This is a genomic window from Streptomyces sp. 17_S59, from assembly GCF_056930295.1.
Map to the genome: position 1 here is coordinate 6648769 of NZ_JBXOWD010000001.1, position 17955 is coordinate 6666723.

Consider the following 17955-nt stretch of genomic DNA (forward strand, 5'->3'; position numbering starts at 1 on the left):
GCCACGTGAATCCTCCCGGGCCCCGGCGCCCTCGGCGCCCTGGGCACACCCCCCTCACAGGAGGTCGAACGAGTTGAACGGCTCACGCATACCCGAACGGCGCGCGGCCCTGGCCGTGGCCGGAGCCGTGGCCCTCGCCACGGTATCCCTCACCCTGCAGAGCGCCCACGCGGCCCCCGGGCCGGCCCCGGCCGCCCTGTCCGCCGGCGAGGCCGGCCGGCTCGCGCACCACATCGAGACCGCCCTCCCCTCGGGCACCGCCGGTTCGTACTACGACGCCGCGGCGAAGAAGCTCGTCGTCGACGTCGTGGACCCGTCCGCGGCGGCCGCGGTGCGGGCGGCCGGGGCCGAGGCGAAGACGGTGAAGCACTCGGCGGCGGAACTCGCCTCGGCCAGACGGACACTGGCGGCCGAAGCCACCGTCCCCGGCACCGCCTGGTCGGTCGACCCCCGCACCAACAAGATCGTCGTCACCGCCGACAGCACCGTCACCGGCGCCGCACGGGACCGGCTGGAGAAGGTCGTCGCCGGCCTCGGCGACAAGGTCACCCTCAAGCACACCTCCGGCACCCTGCGGCCGCTGATCGCAGGCGGCGACGCCATCTGGGGCAGCGGCGTGCGCTGCTCGCTCGGCTTCAACGTCACCAAGTCCGGCCAGCCGTACTTCCTGACCGCCGGGCACTGCGGCAACGCCTCGGCCGACTGGTCCGACACCCAGGGCGGCCCCGTCATCGGCACGACCGAGCAGTCCGTCTTCCCCGGCCACGACTACGCCCTCGTGCGGTACACCGCCGAGACGGACCACCCCAGCGCCGTGGACCTCTACAACGGCAGCCTGCAGAACATCGGCAGGGCCGCCGAGGCCACCGTCGGCGAGCAGGTGCAGCGCAGCGGCAGCACCACCCAGGTCCACGGCGGACAGGTCACCGGCCTCAACGCCACCGTCAACTACCAGGAGGGCACGGTCGAGGGCATGATCGACACGACCGTCTGCGCCGAACCCGGCGACAGCGGCGGCTCCCTCTTCGACGGGGACGCCGCGCTGGGCCTCACCTCCGGCGGCAGCGGCGACTGCTCCGGCGGCGGGGAGACCTTCTTCCAGCCGGTGCCCGCCGCCCTGGAGGCGTTCGGGGCGCAGATTCCCTGACCGCCGGCCCGCGGCCTAGGACAGGGAGCTGGGCGAGCGCTCGGACCCCCGGGCCTCGCCCAGCGTCCAGCTGGCCAGCAGCCGCAGCGACTCCGCGGAGGCCGAGCCGGGCTCGGCGTGATAGGTGACCAGGTACTGGTCCGGGTCGGCGGGCAGGTCCAGGGTCTCGCACGCGAGGGTCAGCCGGCCCGCCACGGAGTGCTGGAACTCCTTGATCCCGTAGCACTTGTCGCGCACGTCGTGGGCCGCCCAGAGGGTGCGGAACTCCACGCTCTTCACCGACAGCTCGCCGATCAGGGCGGCGAGGCCGGGGTCGTCCGGGTAGGACCCCGCGTGGGCCCGCAGCAGGGCCACGAGGTCGGCGGCCTTGCGCTTCCAGTCCACGTACAGCTCACGGCAGGCGGGGTTGAGGAAGACCTGCCAGGCCATGTTGCGCTGCTGCGCGGGCAGGGCGGCGAAGTCGCCCAGCAGCGCACAGGCGAGCCGGTTCCAGGCGAGGATGTCCAGACGCATCCCCATGACGTACGCGGGGACGTTGTCCATGGCGTCGATCAGGTTCTGCACCGCGGGGCGGACCCGCTGCGGACGGACGGGCACCCGCGTACGGCGGGCGTCCGGCTTGGCCAGCCTGCCGAGGTGGTTCCGCTCGGCCTGGTCCAGCTGCAGCGCATCGGCGATCGCGTCGAGGACGGAGGCCGAGACGTTCTGCCCCCGGCCCTGCTCGAGCCGGGTGTAGTAGGCGACGCTGACCCCGGCGAGCTGCGCCAGCTCCTCCCGCCGCAGCCCCGGCACCCTGCGGCGCCCGCCGTGCGGCAGGATCCCCACGTCCTCGGGCCGCAGCCGGGCCCGCCGGGAGCGGAGGAATTCGCTCAGTTCGGTGCGCTGATCCATACCCACCAGTATGCGGCGCCCCGTGGCGGCGAGGGTGGCCCTGCCAGTGGTAGGCACGGCAAGCGTAGGCTCAGCGGAGTTCTGGCTAGGCGTTCCGGACAGGCGCAGGATCGGTTTCATGAACCACACCACTGTCGCCGCCTACGCCGCACCCGCCCCCAAGGCCCCGCTCGAGAAGACCACCATCACCCGTCGCGCGCTGGGCGAGCACGACGTGCTCATCGAGATCAAGTACGCGGGCATCTGCCACTCCGACATCCACACCGTGCGCGGCGAGTGGGGACACGACACCTTCCCCATCGTTCCGGGCCACGAGATCGCGGGCGTCGTGACCGAGGTGGGCCCCGGCGTGACCCGTTACACGCCCGGCGACCGGGTCGGCGTCGGCTGCTTCGTCGACTCCTGCCGCGAGTGCGACAACTGCAAGGCCGGACTCGAGCAGTACTGCACCGGCGAGACCGGGCTGATCGGCACGTACGCCGCCACCGGCCGCGACGGGGAGTTCACCCAGGGCGGCTACTCGACGCACATCGTCGTCGACGAGAACTACACCCTGCGCATCCCCGACGGCATCCCGCTGGACGCCGCCGCCCCGCTGCTCTGCGCCGGCGTCACCCTCTACTCCCCGCTCGCCCACTGGCAGGCCGGCCCCGGCAAGAAGGTCGCCGTCATCGGCCTCGGCGGCCTGGGCCACATGGGCGTGAAGCTCGCGCACGCGATGGGCGCCGAGGTCACCGTGCTCAGCCAGTCCCTCCGCAAGAAGGACGACGGCCTGCGGCTCGGCGCGGACCATTACCACGCCACCTCGGACCCGGCCACCTTCGAGGCCCTGGCGGGCACGTTCGACCTGATCCTCAACACGGTCTCCGCCGACCTGGACCTCGACGCCCTGGTGGGCCTGCTCAGGACCGACGGCACCCTGGTGCAGCTCGGCGCCCCCGAGAACGCCCTCTCGGTCTCCGCCGCCGCCCTCTTCCGTCAGCGCAGGTCCGTGACCGGCTCGATGATCGGCGGCATCGCGGAGACCCAGGAGATGCTCGACTTCTGCGGCGAGCACGGCATCGCCGCGGACATCGAGGTGATCCCCGCCGACCGGATCAACGAGGCGTACGAGCGCGTGCTGGCCAGCGACGTGCGCTACCGCTTCGTCATCGACACGGCCACCATCTGACGCCACCGGCCGCGGACGGTCAGGCGAGCAGCGCCCGCAGACGGTCCCCGTAGCCCTGGGGCAGGTTGGTCTCGGCGGCGAGCGCGCTGAGGAAGTCGCCGTCCACGGAAGCCGTCAGGGCGTCGAGCGTCAGCGGCGCCAGGCCGTCCGGCGCGGCGGGCGGCGCGGTGATGCGCGGGCCCGACGGGACGGGCTGCGCGCCCCGGCCGAACAGGGGCAGGCGCGGCCGGAGTTCCACGCCCGTGGGCCGGATCTCGTCGAGGGCCAGCTGCCAGTGGAGGACCCCCTCGGCCCGTGCCGTCGGTCCCGCGGGGGCGACGGCACGGGCCGCGAGGGCGGGCAGGTCGGCGAGGGCCCGTTGCAGCCGTTCGGTGGCTTCGGCCAGCGTCAGCCCGGCCACGACGGGGTCGGCGGACTCCTGGCGCAGGTCCAGGGCGTGGCCGTCGGGCGAGCCCGTGGCGACGTCCTCCAGCTCCCCCTCCGGAGCGAGGGCGCGCATGAGGCTCCGGGTGCCGTAGCGGGCGGCGCCGTCGATGACGACGAGCGCGACGTCCTTGTCCCGCGCCTCGATGAGCGCGCCGTACGGGTCGCCGGCGGCCGTGGACGTCGCGAGCAGGTCGGCCCGCTTGCCGGGCTCCAGCGAGCCCACCACCCGGTCCCAGCGGAGGATCCGCGCCGCGTCCCGGGTGGCCATGGCCACCAGCTCGCGGTCGGAGAACACGTTCCCGGCGGCCGCCGAGGCCAGCCGCGCGGCCTTCAGCTCGCCGAGGATCCCCTTGCTGCCGGAGACCGACCAGTCGGCGCCCAGCCCGATGAGCAGCCCCGCGTGCCGGGCGGCGGCGATGTCCGCGGTCTGCCCGTACAGCAGCAGATTGGACAGCGGCGACCACACCATGGAGCCGCCGTGCCCCGCCAGGATCCCGAAGTCCTCGGCGGTCAGGGCGGTGCAGTGGATGCCCGTCAGGTGTTCGGTGATGGCCCACTTGCCCTCCTCGTAATTCAGGGCGCGGAAGTGCTCGTGGGCAGCCTGGTCGGTTCTGGCGCCCTCCGCCAGGTGCAGCAGCAACTGGTGGGGCCCGCCGAGCCGTTTGAGGAAGTCCTGGGCGTGCGCCGCCTCGACGTCCGCGATCCGCGAGAGGGCCTCCGGCAGCTCGGGATCGCCGGTCTGCTCCACGTTGCGGACGATGCCCCGGTACATCCGGCGGGCTCCGGCATTGCTGAACAGGGCGATGCCCTGGCTGGTCGTGGCGCCGTTGACCAGCGCCTTCACCTCCACGTAGCGCACGACGGCGGGCATCAGCGCGGGATCCTGGCCGAGCACGGTCATCGGGCCGGTCACCAGACGGTGGTACGCGGGGTTGGCGCTGCCGCCCCACTGGTCGCGGTTGCCGAAGAGCCTGGGCACCGGCCACAGGCGCAGCACGTCGTACGGCAGGTGGTTGTGCAGCTCGATCAGGCCGGGGTAGACGGTGCCGCCCGTGTCGACCGGCACCACGCCCTCGAAGCCCGGCGGCGGGGGAGCCGTCGCGGGCAGGGCCGCCTCGATCTGCCGGCCGCGGACCCACAGCAGGCCGTCGGGTACGACCGTGTCGTGGGCGTCCAGGGTGACGAGCCGTCCGCGCAGTGCGCAGCGCGGTTCGGCCGGGCCTTCTGCGGGATGCGCCATGGCGAGTCCCTTCGCTTCGGCCGTGCGGGCGGGACCGCACAGAAGTAAGGCATGGCCTTGGTCTCATACAGCCTCATACAGCAGGATGCCGTGACTTCACCCGCCCTGCACCGTTTGTCATGGGTGACCGTCCGCAGGGAGCAGGAGCCTCGCATGCACGCATTCGACGCCGGATACGCCCTGGAGCCGTACGCCACGCTGGTGCGGAACTACCCGGGAGCGGAGACCTACCCCGCCACGGACTTCCGGGTCGAATGGGGACCGATCTTCCACCGGGGGCGGCTGGACGGCACGGCCCGGGTGCTCGTCATCGGCCAGGACCCCGCCGCCCACGAGGCCGTCGCGCGCCGGATCCTGGTGGGCACCGCGGGCCGGCGCTTCCAGGGCTTCCTGGCGAAGCTGGGGATCGACAGCAGTTACGTCATGATCAATACGTATCTCTACAGCGTCTACGGCCAGCAGGCGGGGAACGCCCATGCCACCGACACCGCCATCGCCGGCTACCGCAACTCCTGGCTCGACGCCCTGACCGGGAACAACGAGATCCAGGCCGTCATCGCGCTCGGCAGCCTGGCCGACACGGCCTTCCGCACCTGGCACGCGACACCCGCGGGCGCCTCCTACACCGGTGCCTACCAGCACGTCCTGCACCCCACCTACCCGGACAGCGCGGCCTCCTCCGGCTCCGACCCGGCCGAGGCCATGGCCCGCCTGCTCGCCGACTGGAACGTGGCCCTCCAGGCGCTGCACAACACCATCACGCCCGACACCAGCCGCCCCCTGGTCCTCTACGGCACCGCCTTCGCCCCCGGTGACCTGGGCACCCTCCCCGAGGCGGACCTGCCCGCCGGGCTGCCCGGCTGGATGCGTTCCGACGAGCCCTGGGCGAGCCGGGAAGGCAATACGCCCGCCGAGAAGCGCGCGACCGTCACCGTGCGGATCCCGCCCGACGAGCGGCCCTTCTGACCGGCGGGCGGGGGCCCGACCGGCGGGGCGGGGGGCTGCGAAAACCCGGGGCGCCGGGGTCGCGCGCAGTGGCATGCTGTGGGCGTGAACGGACCCGAGATTCAGCTGACCTTCGCCCCTGAGCTGCGGCTTTTCATCGCCGCCGAGCGCCGTCGGCCCCATACGACCATGATCACCGACGGTGCCTCCACGCTGGGGCACGTGGTCGAGTCCCTCGGGGTCCCGCTCACCGAGGTCGGCCGGCTGCTCGTCGACGGCCGCCAGGTGCCGGCCTCCCATGTGCCGGGCGCGGGGGAGAGCGTGGAGGTGCAGCCCGTCACCCGGCCGCAGGAGGTGCCCGGCGCCCCGCTGCGGTTCCTGCTCGACGTGCACCTGGGCACGCTCGCCCGGCGGCTGCGGCTGCTGGGCGTGGACGCGGCCTACGAGAGCGACGACATCGGCGACCCGGCGCTGGCCGCGCTCTCGGCGGCCGAGCAGCGGGTGCTGCTCTCCCGGGACCGGGGCCTGCTGCGGCGCCGGGAGATCTGGGCCGGCGGCTACGTCTACAGCGACCGGCCCGACGAGCAGGTGCGGGACGTCCTGAGCCGCTTCGCGCCGCGCCTCGACCCCTGGACGCGCTGCACCGCGTGCAACGGTCCGCTGCAGGACGCCGACAAGGACGCCGTCCGGGAGCAGTTGGAGCACGGGACGCAGCGGACGTACGACGTCTTCGCACAGTGCATCGCCTGCGGACGCGTGTACTGGCGGGGCGCCCACCACGCACGGCTGCAGGCCATCGTCGACAGCGCGGTGCGGGAATTCGGGGTGGCCGCCGTCTGAAGGAGGCCGGCCCGGCTCCCCGGGCCGGTGGTCGCGATCTGCGGGCCGGCGGCCCACCGGTGTCGCATTCGGCCGGCCGGGTGCACGCTGGAGGGGTACCGCAGGAGGTGGATGCCATGCAGACGATCGTTGGATGGCACGTCGAGGTCGAATTCAAGGAAGTCGAGAAGCGTACGCAAGCGGCCAGCATGCTGAGGCTCCCGGACGGGACCGAGCTGAGGGCCCGCGGCCACGCCACCCGGCACCCCGACGACCCCGAGCAGCTACGGGTCGGCGAGGAACTGGCCGCGGCCAGGGCCCTGAACGACCTGTCCCGGCAGCTCCTGAAGAAGGCCGGCCACGACATCGAGGAAGTCACCCACGTCGAGGCGCACCCGCAGATGTGAGACGCACCGGCAGGTGTGAGGCGCATCCGCGGAGGTGAGGCGGCGCGTCACTCCCGCTGCGCCGTGCCTTTCCGCAGGACGGGGTCGGGGAAGGGGTAGCGTTCCGAACGCCGCCCCTTCGATCCTGTCCGGGAGCCCCGCCGTGCTCAAGGGATTCAAGAACTTCGTCATGCGCGGTGACATTGTCACCGTGGCCGTGGGCCTGATCATCGCCTTGGCCTTCAGCACCCTGATCAAGGCCTTCACGGACTTCGTGATCAACCCGATCATCGCCAGCGCGCAGGGCGGGCGTTCGCTCGGGCTGGGCTGGCAGCTGGGCCGGGCGGGCAACCGGGCCACCTATCTGGATCTGGGCTCCTTCATCTCGGCGGCGATCTACTTCGTGATCTTCATGGCCGTCGTCTACTTCTTCATCGTCCTGCCGTACAAGCACGTCCAGGCGCGGCGCGGGGTGGTCGTGTTCGGCGAGCCCGCGCCCCTGAAGGTCTGCCCGGCCTGCCTCTCCGAGGACCTGCCGGCCGCCGCCTCCAAGTGCCGGCACTGCGGTACGGAGCAGTCGCCCGCGGCGGGCGCGCCGCGGAAGGCGACCTGACGGCACGTAGGGGGAGCCCCGGGAGGGATCAACTTTCGTCGGGTGACGGCGCGACCTTCGGTGAATGTGCCGACCGGTCGGCGTTGCCTATGGTGCGAGGGTGAAAGCGACATCGTGGGCCCACGACCTCCGCCGCAGGCTGACCGACCCGGGGGAGTGGTCCCGGCGGCGGACGGTCGGCGAGGTCCTGCTCGCCGCCGTGCTCGCGCTGCTCGCGGCCTGGGCGGAGACCGCCGGCGGGCGCGGCTGGGTGTGGGCGTCCGCGGTCGCGGTGCTCGTCGCCGCCCTGTCCCTGCTGCGGCGCGTCCTGCCCGCGAGCACGCTGATCGCCGCGGCCGCGCTCTCCGGGGGCGCCGTGGGCGGCGCGGGGCTGCTGCTCGCGGTGGTCGGCTGGTCGGCCGGGCGCAGGATCGACGGGGTGCTGCGTGCGCTGACGGCCTTCAGCGTCGCCTTCGTGCTCTATGTGGGGCTGGGGGTCTGGCAGTCGAATCAGGCGCCCGTCCTGATGGCCGTGCTCTACAGCCTGCTCTTCCTGGTGTCCACGGTCGTCCCCGGCCTCGCCAACCGCTACTGGACGCAGCGCCGCACCCTGCTCCAGACCCTTCAGCAGCGCAATGCCCAGCTGCTGCGCGAGCGCGAGATGATCGCCGGGCAGGCGCGGATGCGCGAACGGCAGCGCATCGCCCAGGACATGCACGACAGCCTCGGCCACCAGCTGGCGCTCATCGCCGTGCAGACCGGTGCGCTGGAGGTCGACCGGACGCTGACCGGCCGGCAGCGCGAGGCCGTCGGCGTGCTGCGCGAGGCGTCGGTGGCCGCCATGCACGAGCTGCGCGAGGTGGTCGGCATCCTCAGGGACGGCACCGCGGAGGACGAGCAGGCCGGGGCCCGGGCGGTGTCCGGCATCGGCGGGTTGGTCGACGCCGCCGTGACGGCCGGCCTGCGGGTGACCCTGGAGCGGTCGGGGGAGGCGCGCCCGCTGGCGCCCGCCGCCGACCACGCCGGGTACCGCGTCGTGCAGGAGGGGCTGACCAACGCCGCCAAGCACGCGCCGGGCGCGGCCATCGCCGTCAGCCTGCGCTACGAGCCCGACGCGCTGGTGGTGGAGATCGCGAACGGGCCCGCGCCGCAGGGGCCGGCGGAGCGGCCGGCCGCGGTGAGCGGCGGTCAGGGGCTCACCGGGCTGCGGGAGCGGGCCCGGCTGATCGGCGGCATGGTGTTCACCGGGCCCGCCGAGGGCGGCGGCTTCCGGCTCGCCGCGGTGCTGCCCTACGACTCGGCGGAGGCCCGGGAGGCGCGCGGCGCCGCCTCCGGCGACGCGACCTTCGTCGACGCGGGAAACGACTTTCCGCAGCAGATCGGGGCGGGGGCTCCGGGCGACGGTGGACCGGTCATCGACCGGCTGGATCCGCGCGAGGAGTTCAAGGACATCATGAGCACGAAGAAGAGCAACGGCTGTCTGATCGGCTGCGGGATCGGCCTGCTGATCCTGGTGGGTCTGGTGGTGGTGGCGCTCTTCGGGGCGGGCAAGCTCTTCGAGGAGGCCGACAAGGGAATGATCGATCCCAGCGTCTACCGGTCGGTGAGCGTCGGCGACCCCGAGCAGCAGGTGCGCGAGAAGCTGCCCTCCGGCAAGTCCTTCTTCACCTCCGACGTGAAGAGCAGGATACCGGCCGAGCCGGCGGGTGCCGCCTGCCTCGCCCTGATCTCCACCGACACCTCGCAGGGGCTGGACACGGATACCGTTTACCGCTTCTGCTTCAAGGACGGGAAACTGCTCGAGAAGCGTGAATTCCACGTCAAGAACTAGCTGGGAACCAGCTGGGCGAACAGCACACTCATCGGGAGTTGACCAGGTGATCCGCGTCCTCATCGCCGACGACGAGCCCCTCATCCGGGCCGGCATCCGGATGATCCTCACCTCGGCGGACGACATCGAGGTCGTGGCGGAGGCGGCGAACGGCCGGGACGCCGTGGAGCTGGCGCGCAAGCACCGGGCGGACGTCGCCCTGCTCGACATCCAGATGCCGGTCCTGGACGGGCTCTCGGCGCTCGCCGAGCTGGGGCGGACCGTCCCGGCCCTGCGGGCGCTGATCCTGACCACCTTCGGCGAGCGGGACAACGTCCTGCGGGCGCTGCGCCAGGGCGGGGCCGGGTTCCTGCTCAAGGACTCGGCGCCGGGGGAGCTGATCGGGGCCGTCCGGGCTGCCGCGCAGGGGGACGCCTATCTGTCCCCGGCGGCCACCCGCCACGTGGTGGACTCCCTGGCCGGCGGGCAGGCCGCCACCCGCGGCGAGGAGGCCCGCCGCCGGGTGGCGGAGCTGAGCGAGCGGGAGCGCGAGGTGCTGGCGCTGCTGGGCGAGGGGCTGTCCAACGCCGACGCCGGCCGGCGGCTCCATATGAGCGAGGCCACGGTGAAGACGTATGTGAGCCGGATTCTCGCCAAGCTCGAGTGCGAGAACCGGGTGCAGGCCGCACTGCTGGCCCGTGATGCGGGACTGGGGGTCTAAGGGGGTCTGAGGGCGCCGAGGGTAAAGAAAGCAAGGTTTCCGGCCACTTCTACCTGACATGTGTTCAGATAGTCGGTGGGTTTGCGATATCTTCTACGGCGTTCCTTCGTGACCGCGCGTCAGATCAGACGGCGCGGAACGACGGTGGGAGTGCGGCGTACGCACCCCACGGAACGCTCCACCGGCACAGGCACATGGCTGCGGGAATCGCGAACCCCGCCATGCACTGCCGTGCCGCGAAGACCCCCGACACTCTCCGCTTCCCTTAGGCAAAGGCCGCATGCCCGTCCATCAGCTCTCGGACATCGTACGTTATAGCCGCCATAACTCTCCCTTTTACTCGGCCCTCTACGCACACCTGCCGCCGCACGTCGACCGCCTCGCCGATCTCCCCGTCGTCGACCAGAGCGAGTTCTGGGCGGCCAACACCCTGCACGACAACCGGGTCCTGACCGCACCCCTCGGGGAGGCCGTGGTCTACAAGACCGGCGGCACCACCGGGGCGCCGAAGTTCTCCTGCTACACCCGCGAGGAATGGCGGGAGTTCGTCACCGCCTTCGGACAGGGGCTCGTCGAGGCGGGCCTGCGCCCCGGCCACCGGGTCGCGGACCTGTTCTACGCCGGCGAGCTGTACGCCAGCTTCCTCTTCATCCTGGACTCGCTCGCCCATGCGCCCGTCGACAACGTGCGCCTGCCCATCGGCGGCGGCGCACCGCTGGAGTCGACGGTCCCCACCCTCCAGGACTTCGCGGCCCAGGTCGTCGCGGGCACCCCGACCACCCTGTGCCGGCTCGCCGAGCACCTGGTGGCCACGGACCGCCGACTGCCCTCCGTGGAACTGCTGTTCTTCGGCGGCGAGGCGCTCTTCGCCGACCAGCGCAGGCTGCTCGCCGCCGCCTTCCCCAACGCCGAACCCCGTTCCCTGGGCTACGCCAGCGTCGACGCCGGACTCCTCGGCTGCCCCGTACCCGGCCCCGACCCGCGCGTGCACCGCGCCTTCACCCCGCACACCGTCGTCGAGATCCTCGACGAGACCACCGGCGAACCCGTCCTCGAGGCGGGCCGCCCCGGCCGGGTCGTGGTCACCCAGCTCTTCCGCCGCCTGATGCCCGTCATCCGCTATCCCGCGGGCGACCGCGCCGAATGGACCGACCCCGGGGCCGGGCACTTCCGCATCCTCGGCCGGGCCGAGGAGGGCGTGCGCGTCGGGCCCGTCTCGCTGTACTCCCAGGACGCCCTGGCCGCCGTCACAGAAGCGGACACCGAGGGCCGCGTGACGGGCGTGCAGCTCGTGGTGCGCCGCCGGGACGGCCGCGACGGGCTGGTGCTGCGCCTGGCCACCGCCCCCGGCGACGACGACCCGGCAGAGCTGGAGATCCTCGCCAAGGCGGTCGTCACCGGGCTCGACGAGGCCCGCCCGCTCTACCCCGACAGCGTGCGCGCCGGTCACGTCCACCCCCTCGCCGTCGAGTGGGTGCGCCACGGCGACCTCGTCGTCAACTCCCGCTCGGGCAAGCTCGTCCGCGTCATCGACGAGAGGCCGACCGCATGACCGCCCTCGCCACGGACGAGGGGCGCCGGCCGCGCCGCCTGCCCCTCGTGCTGCGCAACCGTGTCTTCGGAGCCGTCTGGCTGGGCCAGGTGCTCACCCAGGGCGCCGTGCGGATGTTCCAGGTCGGCGTGTCCTGGTGGCTGGTCGCCTATGCCGTCGGCGGCGGGCGCGGGCTCGCCTCCGGGCTGTTCATGGCGGTCAGCACGCTGCCCGCGGTGGCCCTCGCCCCCGTCGTCGCCCGGACCGTCGCCCGCTTCGCGCACCGCTCGGTGCTGCGCACCGCGGCCGGCGCCGCGGGCGCGGCCGCCGTGGGCCTGGCCGCCTGGGCGTACGCGAGCGAGCTGCCACTGGCCGCCGCCTACGCGGCCACGCTGACGCTCGCGGCGTGCCAGGCGTTCTTCGACCCCTGCCTGACCACCTCCGTGCCGGAACTCGTCGACGACGAGGACATCGAGGCCGCGACCGGCTTCGAGCTGTCCACCCAGTCCCTGGCGAGCCTCGGTGGGGCGCTGCTCGGCGCCCTGATCGTCGACCGGGCCGGGGTCGCGGGCCTCGCCGTGGGCTGCGCGGCCGCCCAGCTCACCGCCGCCGCGCTCATCGCGACCGTCCGCTTCCGCCCCACGGCCGGGCCCGGCGCGGACGGCGGCGACACGACCGACGGCGCAACCGGCGATGCGTCCGACAGCGCAACCGACGGCGCGGGCGGCGGCGCAGGGCCGCGGCCGCTGCGCCGGATCCTCGCGGATCTGCCGTTCGTCCGCCGCATCCTGGTCTGCTTCACCGCGGCCAACCTCTTCACCACCGCGGTCTTCGTCGTCATCCCCCTCTACACCAAGTCGGTGCTCCAGGACGGCGGCGGCACCGTCGCCCTGCTCGAGGCGTCGCTCGGCACGGGCACGCTCATCGGCTCCTTCACCGGAGCGCGCGTCCCGGGCCGGCCCACCGCCGTCGGCTCCTGCCTGCTGGGCGTGATGGCCGTGGCCCTCGCGGTGCCGGGCCTGGCCGCCGGACGGTACGTGATGGCGGGCGGCCTGCTGGCGGCCGGCTGGTGCGTCGGCGTCATCGGGGTGCGGTTCGTGGCGCTGTTCCAGCGGCTCGTCCCCACGGCCGACAAGCCCGGCTTCTTCGCCGTCATGCAGGCCGTGCTCGGCGCGACCTTCCCCGTCGCCTCGCTGGTGTTCGGCCTGCTCGGCGACCACTTCTCGGCACAGACCCTCTGCCTGCTCCAGGCGGCCGGACTCCTGCCCGCGGCCTGCGCCCTGGCGCTGCTGCGCGGCGACCGTGAACCCGCCGAACCCGCCGAACCCGCCGCCCCACCGACCGAGGACCGACCGGCCGCGGCCGAACGGCTCGTGACCACCGGAGGAGAGCGATGACCGCCACGATCGACCGGGCCACCCCCGCCGACATCGCCGATCTGCGCCAGCTCTACTACGCCGTCTACGGCCCCCACTACCCCACGGCCCTGGGCACCGACCCCGCCGAGATGTCCCGGCTCATCGCCGACCCCCACACCCTCTGGCTCGTGGCCCGCTGCCCCGACGACGGCGGACTCGCCGCCTCGGCCGCCGTCCACAGCGAGCCCGGCAGCCGCATCGGCCGCCTGGAGGGCCTCGCCGTGCACCCCGACCGGCGGGCCGGGGGACTGGCCGGGGCGCTGACCGACGAGCTGTGCCGGCGCACCCTCGGCGAGGGCCGCCTCGACTCGGTGTACGCCACCGTGCGCACCGTCAGCGCCGGGCCGCAGCGCGTCGTGTCGCGCAACGGCTTCCGCCCCATGGGCGTGCTGCCCAACGCCGTCGACCTCAGCAGCCGCGAGAGCCTCGCGCTCTACGCGCGTCACTCGCCGGGGGTGCTGGACCGGCGCATCCCCGTGCCCGAGGTCCCCGCCCCGCTGGCCCCCCTGCTGCGCACCGTCGAGCGGGGCCTGGGCATCGGCTACGAGCACACCCGCGCCACGGCCCCCCGGCCCGCACCGGAACGGCCCCCGGCGGCACGGCTGGAGATGATCGAGGCCCCCTCCTTCGTCCGCCGCCGCTTCCGCGACCGCTTCCCCGACGCCGCCCAGTGGTTCTATCCGCTGCACACGCCCAACACCCTGCTGGTGACGGACGACGACCGCTTCGAGGTGTACGCCTACCTCAACCGCACCGGCCGCTACTGCGCCCTGGTCGCGGCCCACCCCGACCCGGCCGACGCCGCCGCCTTCCTGGAGCCCATCACCCGGACGCTCACCCGCGCCGGCGCGGGCTACGTCGAGGCGCTGCTGCCCCTGGCGCAGCACGGGCTGCTCTCCGCCTTCCTCGCCCAGGGCTTCATCCCCAGCGCCCTCTACCCGGCCATGCGCCCGGACGCCGACGGCGACGGCTTCCACGACTACGTCGTGATGACCCGCACCGCCGAGCAGATCGACTTCCGCGGCGTGGTCGTCGACGCCCCGCTCCAGCCCTATCTGGACGCCTACCTGTCGGCCTGGGCCGCCACCTACCTCCCCACTCTCGAGGTTGCCTCATGAACCCGACCGATCCGACCCCTGTGCCCAATCCCCATCTGGCCCCGGTGGAGGTCCCCGACCCGGCGCTGCTGCCCCGGGTCCAGGAACTCTGCGACCTCACCGACCCCTACGCCTGCGGCCCCGCCGAGGACGAGCTGTTCGCCGCCGCCATGGCGGAGATCAACGCCTGGCACGCCGAGCGCTCCCCGTTCTTCCGCAGGCTCCACGAACACACCGCGCCCGACGCGAAGTTCGGCGCCCCCCTGGTCCACGCGAACTTCTTCAAGCGCCACGAGGTGCTGTCCATCCCCCGGGACCGGGTCGACCTCCACCTCACCTCCTCGGGCACCACCGGCCAGAAGTCGCAGATGTTCTTCGACCGCTGGACCATCCGCGCAGCCCAGCGCATGGTCGCCCGCATCTTCGACCGCAACGGCTGGATCACCCCCGACCAGCCCGTCAACTACCTGCTCTACAGCTACGAGCCCGCCCGCGACCTCAACCTGGGCACCTCCTTCACCGACAACTACCTCTGCGACTTCGCCCCCGCGCGCCAGGTCGAGTACGCCCTGCGCAACACCGGCAACGGGCACGAATTCGACCCCTTCGGCTGCGTCGCCGCGCTGCGCCGCTTCGAGCGCGACGACGCGCCCGTACGCATCCTCGGCTTCCCCGCGTTCCTCTGGTTCACCCTGGAGCGCATGCGGGCCATGGGGCTGCCGCCGCTGCGGCTGCCCGAGGGCTCCCTGGTCGTCCTCGGCGGCGGCTGGAAGGGCCACGCCGACCGGCAGATCGGCAAGGACGAGCTGTACGCCCGGGTCACTGAACAGCTGGGCATCCCCGCCGAGCGGATCCGCGACACCTTCGGCTCGGTGGAGCACTGCATCCCCTACATCGAGTGCGACCGCCACCGCCTCCACGCGCCCGTCTGGTCCCGGGTGTTCATCCGCTCCACCCGCACCCTCGAGCCACTGCCGTACGGCGAGCCCGGCTACCTGCACCTCGTCTCGCCGTACATCACGTCCGTACCGGCGCAGAGCGTCGTCATGGGAGACCTCGCCTCCCTCCACCCGGGCGAGGAGTGCGGCTGCGGGACCGGCACCCCCTGGTTCACCGTCCACGGCCGTGCCGGGGTGAGCCGCAACAAGAGCTGTGCGGTGGCCGCCGCCGAACTGATGAAGGGAATGTCCTGATGACCGAGGCCGCTCCGGTGACGCACCACCACTACTGGCAGGGCGCCTTCGTCGGTGACGAGGAAGCGGGCCGCCGTCTGGCCGGCCTGCCCGCCGCCGTCGAGGCCGCACTGGCCACGCCACTCGACACCGAGACCGTCCTGGCCGCCTGCGAACGCCTGGCGGCAGCCCTGCGCGACCCCGCCCACCCCACCCGCGCCCGGCTGGCCGCGCACCTGCCCGAGGGCGAGGACGACGCCGTCCTCACCGAGCTGGGCGCCTTCCTCGACCGGCCTGAGCTGACCCGCAAACTGCGCCGCGAACTCGGCGGCACCGCACCGCAGCGGCTCACCCGCCCCGACGCCAAGGAGACCGTCTACGAGGCATGGGCACCGGTCGGCATGGTCGCCCACATCGCCCCCGGCAACGCCGCCACCGTCGCCCCCCTCAGCCTCGTCGAGGGACTGCTGGCCGGCAACGTCAACGTCCTCAAGACCAGCAGCTCCGACACCCTGCTCGCCCAGCACCTGATCGCCGAACTCGCCGCGCTGGACCCCACCGGGGCCGTCGCCGAGCGCGTCGTCGTGCTGCGCTTCCCCTCCTCCCGGCAGGAGTGGCTGAAGCTGATGTGCGCCCCCGCGGACGCCGTCGCGGTGTGGGGCGGCGAGGCCGCCGTCGAGGGCGTCGCCGCCCATGTGCCGCCCGGCTGCCGCCTGGTGGAGTGGGGCCACAAGATCTCCTTCGGCTATCTCACCCGGGACGCCTGGCAGGACCCGGCCGCCCTGGCCGCCCTGGCGCGGGACGTCTGCCTGCACGAGCAGCAGGCCTGCTCCAGCCCCCAGGTGGTCTACCTCGACACCGAGGACGCCGACGAGGTCTTCGCCTTCGCCGGGCGCCTCGCCGGGGCCCTCGAGGCCATGCCGCCCGCCGGGCCGGCCGAGCCGCTCACCCCGGCCGAGGAGGCCGAACTCACCACCACCGAGCTGATCGCCCGCCTCGAGGAACACCTGGACCTGACCCGGGTGCACGCCGCGCCCGACGGCTCCTGGCGCGTCATGGCCGACACCCGGCCCGCCCTCACCGCCTCCCCGCTGCACCGCAGCGTGTGGGTCAAGCCGCTGCCCCGCAAGCGCCTCCTCGCCACCCTGCGCCCCATGCGCCGCTACCTCCAGACCGCGGGCATCGCCGGCAGCCCCGCCGACGTCGCCGAGCTGTCCCGCCTGGCGCTGGCGGCGGGCGCCACCCGGGTCACGCCCCTCGGCGAGATGCTGGACAGCTACCCCGGCGAACCGCACGACGGCGTCTACGCCCTCCAGCGCTACAGCCGCCGTGTCGCCGTCCGGGCCGACGAGCGCTTCGCCACCACCGCCTGCCTCGACGACCTGACCCGGCAGCCGCAGTTCCCGCCGCCCGCCGGGCCGCTGCTCGACAAGGCCGCCGTCCAGGAGCTGAACCGGGCCGTCGACCGGCGCGACGCCGAGCTGTACTTCCGCAGCGGCGGCAGCACCGGCGCCCCCGCCCTGTCCCTCTTCAGCTACGACGACTACGACACCCAGATGCACGCCGCCGGCCGCGGCCTGCTGGCCGCCGGGTACGAGCCGGGGCGCGACCGCACGGCCAACCTCTTCTACTGCGGCGGCATGTACGGCGGGTTCATCAGCTTCTTCTCCATCCTGGAGCGGCTGGGCGGCACCCAGATGCCGATCGCGGCGGGCCCCGACCACCGGGCCACGGCCGAGACGCTGGTGGCCCACGAGGTGGACACCCTCTTCGGCATGCCCTCCTACCTCTGGCAGCTCCTCCACGAACAGGCCGACCTGCTGCGCTCGTACGGCGGCATCCGGAAGATTTTCTACGGCGGTGAGCACTTCACCGCCGAGCAGCGCCGCACCCTCACCGAGACCTTCGGCATCGAGGTCGTCCGCTCCATCACCTACGGCAGCACCGACCTCGGGCCGCTCGGCTACCAGTGCACGGAGAGCACCGGCGGCGTCCACCACCTGCACGCCGACCTCCACACCCTGGAGATCCTCGACGTCGGCGCCGACCGGCCGGTGGCACCGGGCGACACCGGGCGCCTGGTGTTCACCACCCGCGCCCGCCGCGGCCAGCAGCTCGACCGCTACGTCATCGGCGACCTCGGCCGCGCCGTCCCCGGCCGCTGCGCCTGCGGCAGCCTCGCACCGCGCTTCGAACTGCTGGGCAGGCTCGGCGACGTGATGCGCGTGGCGACGTACTTCCTCAACTACCGGCGCTTCGTGACCATCGCGGAGCAGGACTGCGGCTACGCCGGGGAACTGCAGGTACTGCTCGCCGGCGGCGGGCCGCGTGAGCGGCTCACGGTCCGGGTGGAGCGCACGGGCACGGCGGGGGCGGACCGGGTGCGGGCGGCTCTGCTGGCCGGGTACGCGGAGCTGCGCTCGGCGGTCGAGGAGCGGCTGCTCGACTTCGAGGTCGAGGAGGTGGATGCGACGGACTTCGAGCGGACGGCAGCGAGCGGGAAGCTGCGGGCGGTGGTGGACGGGCGGCGCTAGGCGGTCGGTCCGGGGTTCCTTTCCCCCACCCCGCCCCTTCCCGAAGGTCCTCAAG

At 73.2% G+C, this 17955-nt stretch carries 15 protein-coding genes; 13 read left to right on the forward strand and 2 right to left on the reverse strand.

Going from position 1 to position 17955, the window contains the following annotated elements; all coding sequences use genetic code 11:
* Nucleotides 1–73: 73 nt before the first annotated feature.
* Nucleotides 74–1147, forward strand: a complete 1074-nt coding sequence (locus AC1Z4A_RS30025; RefSeq protein ID WP_483683020.1) for a S1 family peptidase — start codon at nucleotides 74–76, stop codon at nucleotides 1145–1147.
* 15 nt (nucleotides 1148–1162) lie between these two features.
* On the opposite strand, the gene AC1Z4A_RS30030 is transcribed toward AC1Z4A_RS30025, so the two are convergent.
* Nucleotides 1163–2038 (reverse strand): helix-turn-helix transcriptional regulator, encoded by an 876-nt coding sequence (locus AC1Z4A_RS30030; RefSeq protein ID WP_483683021.1) that lies wholly within the window; start codon nucleotides 2036–2038, stop codon nucleotides 1163–1165.
* Between the two features lie 118 nt (nucleotides 2039–2156).
* Here AC1Z4A_RS30030 and AC1Z4A_RS30035 point away from each other — a divergent pair, with 118 nt between their 5' ends.
* A complete protein-coding gene (locus tag AC1Z4A_RS30035; RefSeq protein WP_483683022.1) occupies nucleotides 2157–3209 on the forward strand; it encodes an NAD(P)-dependent alcohol dehydrogenase in 1053 nt (350 codons plus the stop codon).
* Nucleotides 3210–3228: 19 nt separating this feature from the next.
* Here AC1Z4A_RS30035 and AC1Z4A_RS30040 read toward each other — a convergent pair whose 3' ends face one another.
* Complete coding sequence (locus AC1Z4A_RS30040; protein WP_483683023.1) at nucleotides 3229–4875, reverse strand: amidohydrolase family protein; 1647 nt, start codon at nucleotides 4873–4875, stop codon at nucleotides 3229–3231.
* 153 nt (nucleotides 4876–5028) lie between these two features.
* Between AC1Z4A_RS30040 and AC1Z4A_RS30045 the strand changes: the two genes are divergently transcribed.
* The 11 genes from AC1Z4A_RS30045 to AC1Z4A_RS30095 all read left to right on the forward strand — a co-directional run bounded on the left by AC1Z4A_RS30045 (nucleotide 5029) and on the right by AC1Z4A_RS30095 (nucleotide 17900).
* Nucleotides 5029–5841 (forward strand): uracil-DNA glycosylase family protein, encoded by an 813-nt coding sequence (locus AC1Z4A_RS30045; protein WP_483683024.1) that lies wholly within the window; start codon nucleotides 5029–5031, stop codon nucleotides 5839–5841.
* A gap of 84 nt (nucleotides 5842–5925) precedes the next feature.
* Complete coding sequence (locus tag AC1Z4A_RS30050; RefSeq protein ID WP_483683025.1) at nucleotides 5926–6660, forward strand: Mut7-C RNAse domain-containing protein; 735 nt, start codon at nucleotides 5926–5928, stop codon at nucleotides 6658–6660.
* A gap of 116 nt (nucleotides 6661–6776) precedes the next feature.
* On the forward strand, nucleotides 6777–7046 hold the full coding sequence (locus tag AC1Z4A_RS30055; RefSeq protein WP_483683026.1) for a DUF1876 domain-containing protein: 270 nt from the start codon (nucleotides 6777–6779) through the stop codon (nucleotides 7044–7046).
* Nucleotides 7047–7188: 142 nt separating this feature from the next.
* Nucleotides 7189–7638 carry an MscL family protein gene (locus AC1Z4A_RS30060; protein WP_483683027.1) on the forward strand — a complete coding sequence of 150 codons (450 nt, stop codon included), beginning with the start codon at nucleotides 7189–7191 and terminating at the stop codon, nucleotides 7636–7638.
* Nucleotides 7639–7738: 100 nt separating this feature from the next.
* A complete protein-coding gene (locus AC1Z4A_RS30065) occupies nucleotides 7739–9448 on the forward strand; it encodes a sensor histidine kinase (protein WP_483683028.1) in 1710 nt (569 codons plus the stop codon).
* A 46-nt stretch (nucleotides 9449–9494) separates the two neighbouring features.
* A complete protein-coding gene (locus AC1Z4A_RS30070) occupies nucleotides 9495–10148 on the forward strand; it encodes a response regulator (RefSeq protein ID WP_483683029.1) in 654 nt (217 codons plus the stop codon).
* A gap of 280 nt (nucleotides 10149–10428) precedes the next feature.
* On the forward strand, nucleotides 10429–11700 hold the full coding sequence (locus tag AC1Z4A_RS30075) for a phenylacetate--CoA ligase family protein (RefSeq protein WP_483683030.1): 1272 nt from the start codon (nucleotides 10429–10431) through the stop codon (nucleotides 11698–11700).
* A complete protein-coding gene (locus AC1Z4A_RS30080) occupies nucleotides 11697–13076 on the forward strand; it encodes an MFS transporter (protein ID WP_483683031.1) in 1380 nt (459 codons plus the stop codon). The genes AC1Z4A_RS30075 and AC1Z4A_RS30080 overlap by 4 nt, the downstream gene beginning before the upstream one ends.
* Nucleotides 13073–14215: an N-acetyltransferase family protein gene (locus tag AC1Z4A_RS30085; RefSeq protein ID WP_483683032.1), complete on the forward strand. Its 1143-nt coding sequence runs from the start codon at nucleotides 13073–13075 to the stop codon at nucleotides 14213–14215. The genes AC1Z4A_RS30080 and AC1Z4A_RS30085 overlap by 4 nt, the downstream gene beginning before the upstream one ends.
* Entirely contained in the window at nucleotides 14212–15387 is a 1176-nt protein-coding gene (locus AC1Z4A_RS30090) for a LuxE/PaaK family acyltransferase (RefSeq protein WP_483683033.1), read from the forward strand. The genes AC1Z4A_RS30085 and AC1Z4A_RS30090 overlap by 4 nt, the downstream gene beginning before the upstream one ends.
* The gene (locus AC1Z4A_RS30095) at nucleotides 15387–17900 is read left to right on the forward strand and encodes an aldehyde dehydrogenase family protein (protein ID WP_483683034.1); all 2514 of its coding nucleotides are present in this window, start codon (nucleotides 15387–15389) and stop codon (nucleotides 17898–17900) included. Before AC1Z4A_RS30090 ends, AC1Z4A_RS30095 begins: the two co-directional genes overlap by 1 nt.
* Nucleotides 17901–17955 lie beyond the last annotated feature (55 nt).

Coding starts and splice junctions, on each gene's coding strand:
- AC1Z4A_RS30095 (WP_483683034.1), top strand. CDS start 15,387: ATGACCGAGGCCGCTCCGGTGACGCACCACCACTACTGGCAGGGCGCC.
- AC1Z4A_RS30045 (WP_483683024.1), top strand. CDS start 5,029: ATGCACGCATTCGACGCCGGATACGCCCTGGAGCCGTACGCCACGCTG.
- AC1Z4A_RS30035 (WP_483683022.1), top strand. CDS start 2,157: ATGAACCACACCACTGTCGCCGCCTACGCCGCACCCGCCCCCAAGGCC.
- AC1Z4A_RS30040 (WP_483683023.1), bottom strand. CDS start 4,875: ATGGCGCATCCCGCAGAAGGCCCGGCCGAACCGCGCTGCGCACTGCGC.
- AC1Z4A_RS30090 (WP_483683033.1), top strand. CDS start 14,212: ATGAACCCGACCGATCCGACCCCTGTGCCCAATCCCCATCTGGCCCCG.
- AC1Z4A_RS30055 (WP_483683026.1), top strand. CDS start 6,777: ATGCAGACGATCGTTGGATGGCACGTCGAGGTCGAATTCAAGGAAGTC.
- AC1Z4A_RS30075 (WP_483683030.1), top strand. CDS start 10,429: ATGCCCGTCCATCAGCTCTCGGACATCGTACGTTATAGCCGCCATAAC.
- AC1Z4A_RS30085 (WP_483683032.1), top strand. CDS start 13,073: ATGACCGCCACGATCGACCGGGCCACCCCCGCCGACATCGCCGATCTG.
- AC1Z4A_RS30030 (WP_483683021.1), bottom strand. CDS start 2,038: ATGGATCAGCGCACCGAACTGAGCGAATTCCTCCGCTCCCGGCGGGCC.
- AC1Z4A_RS30080 (WP_483683031.1), top strand. CDS start 11,697: ATGACCGCCCTCGCCACGGACGAGGGGCGCCGGCCGCGCCGCCTGCCC.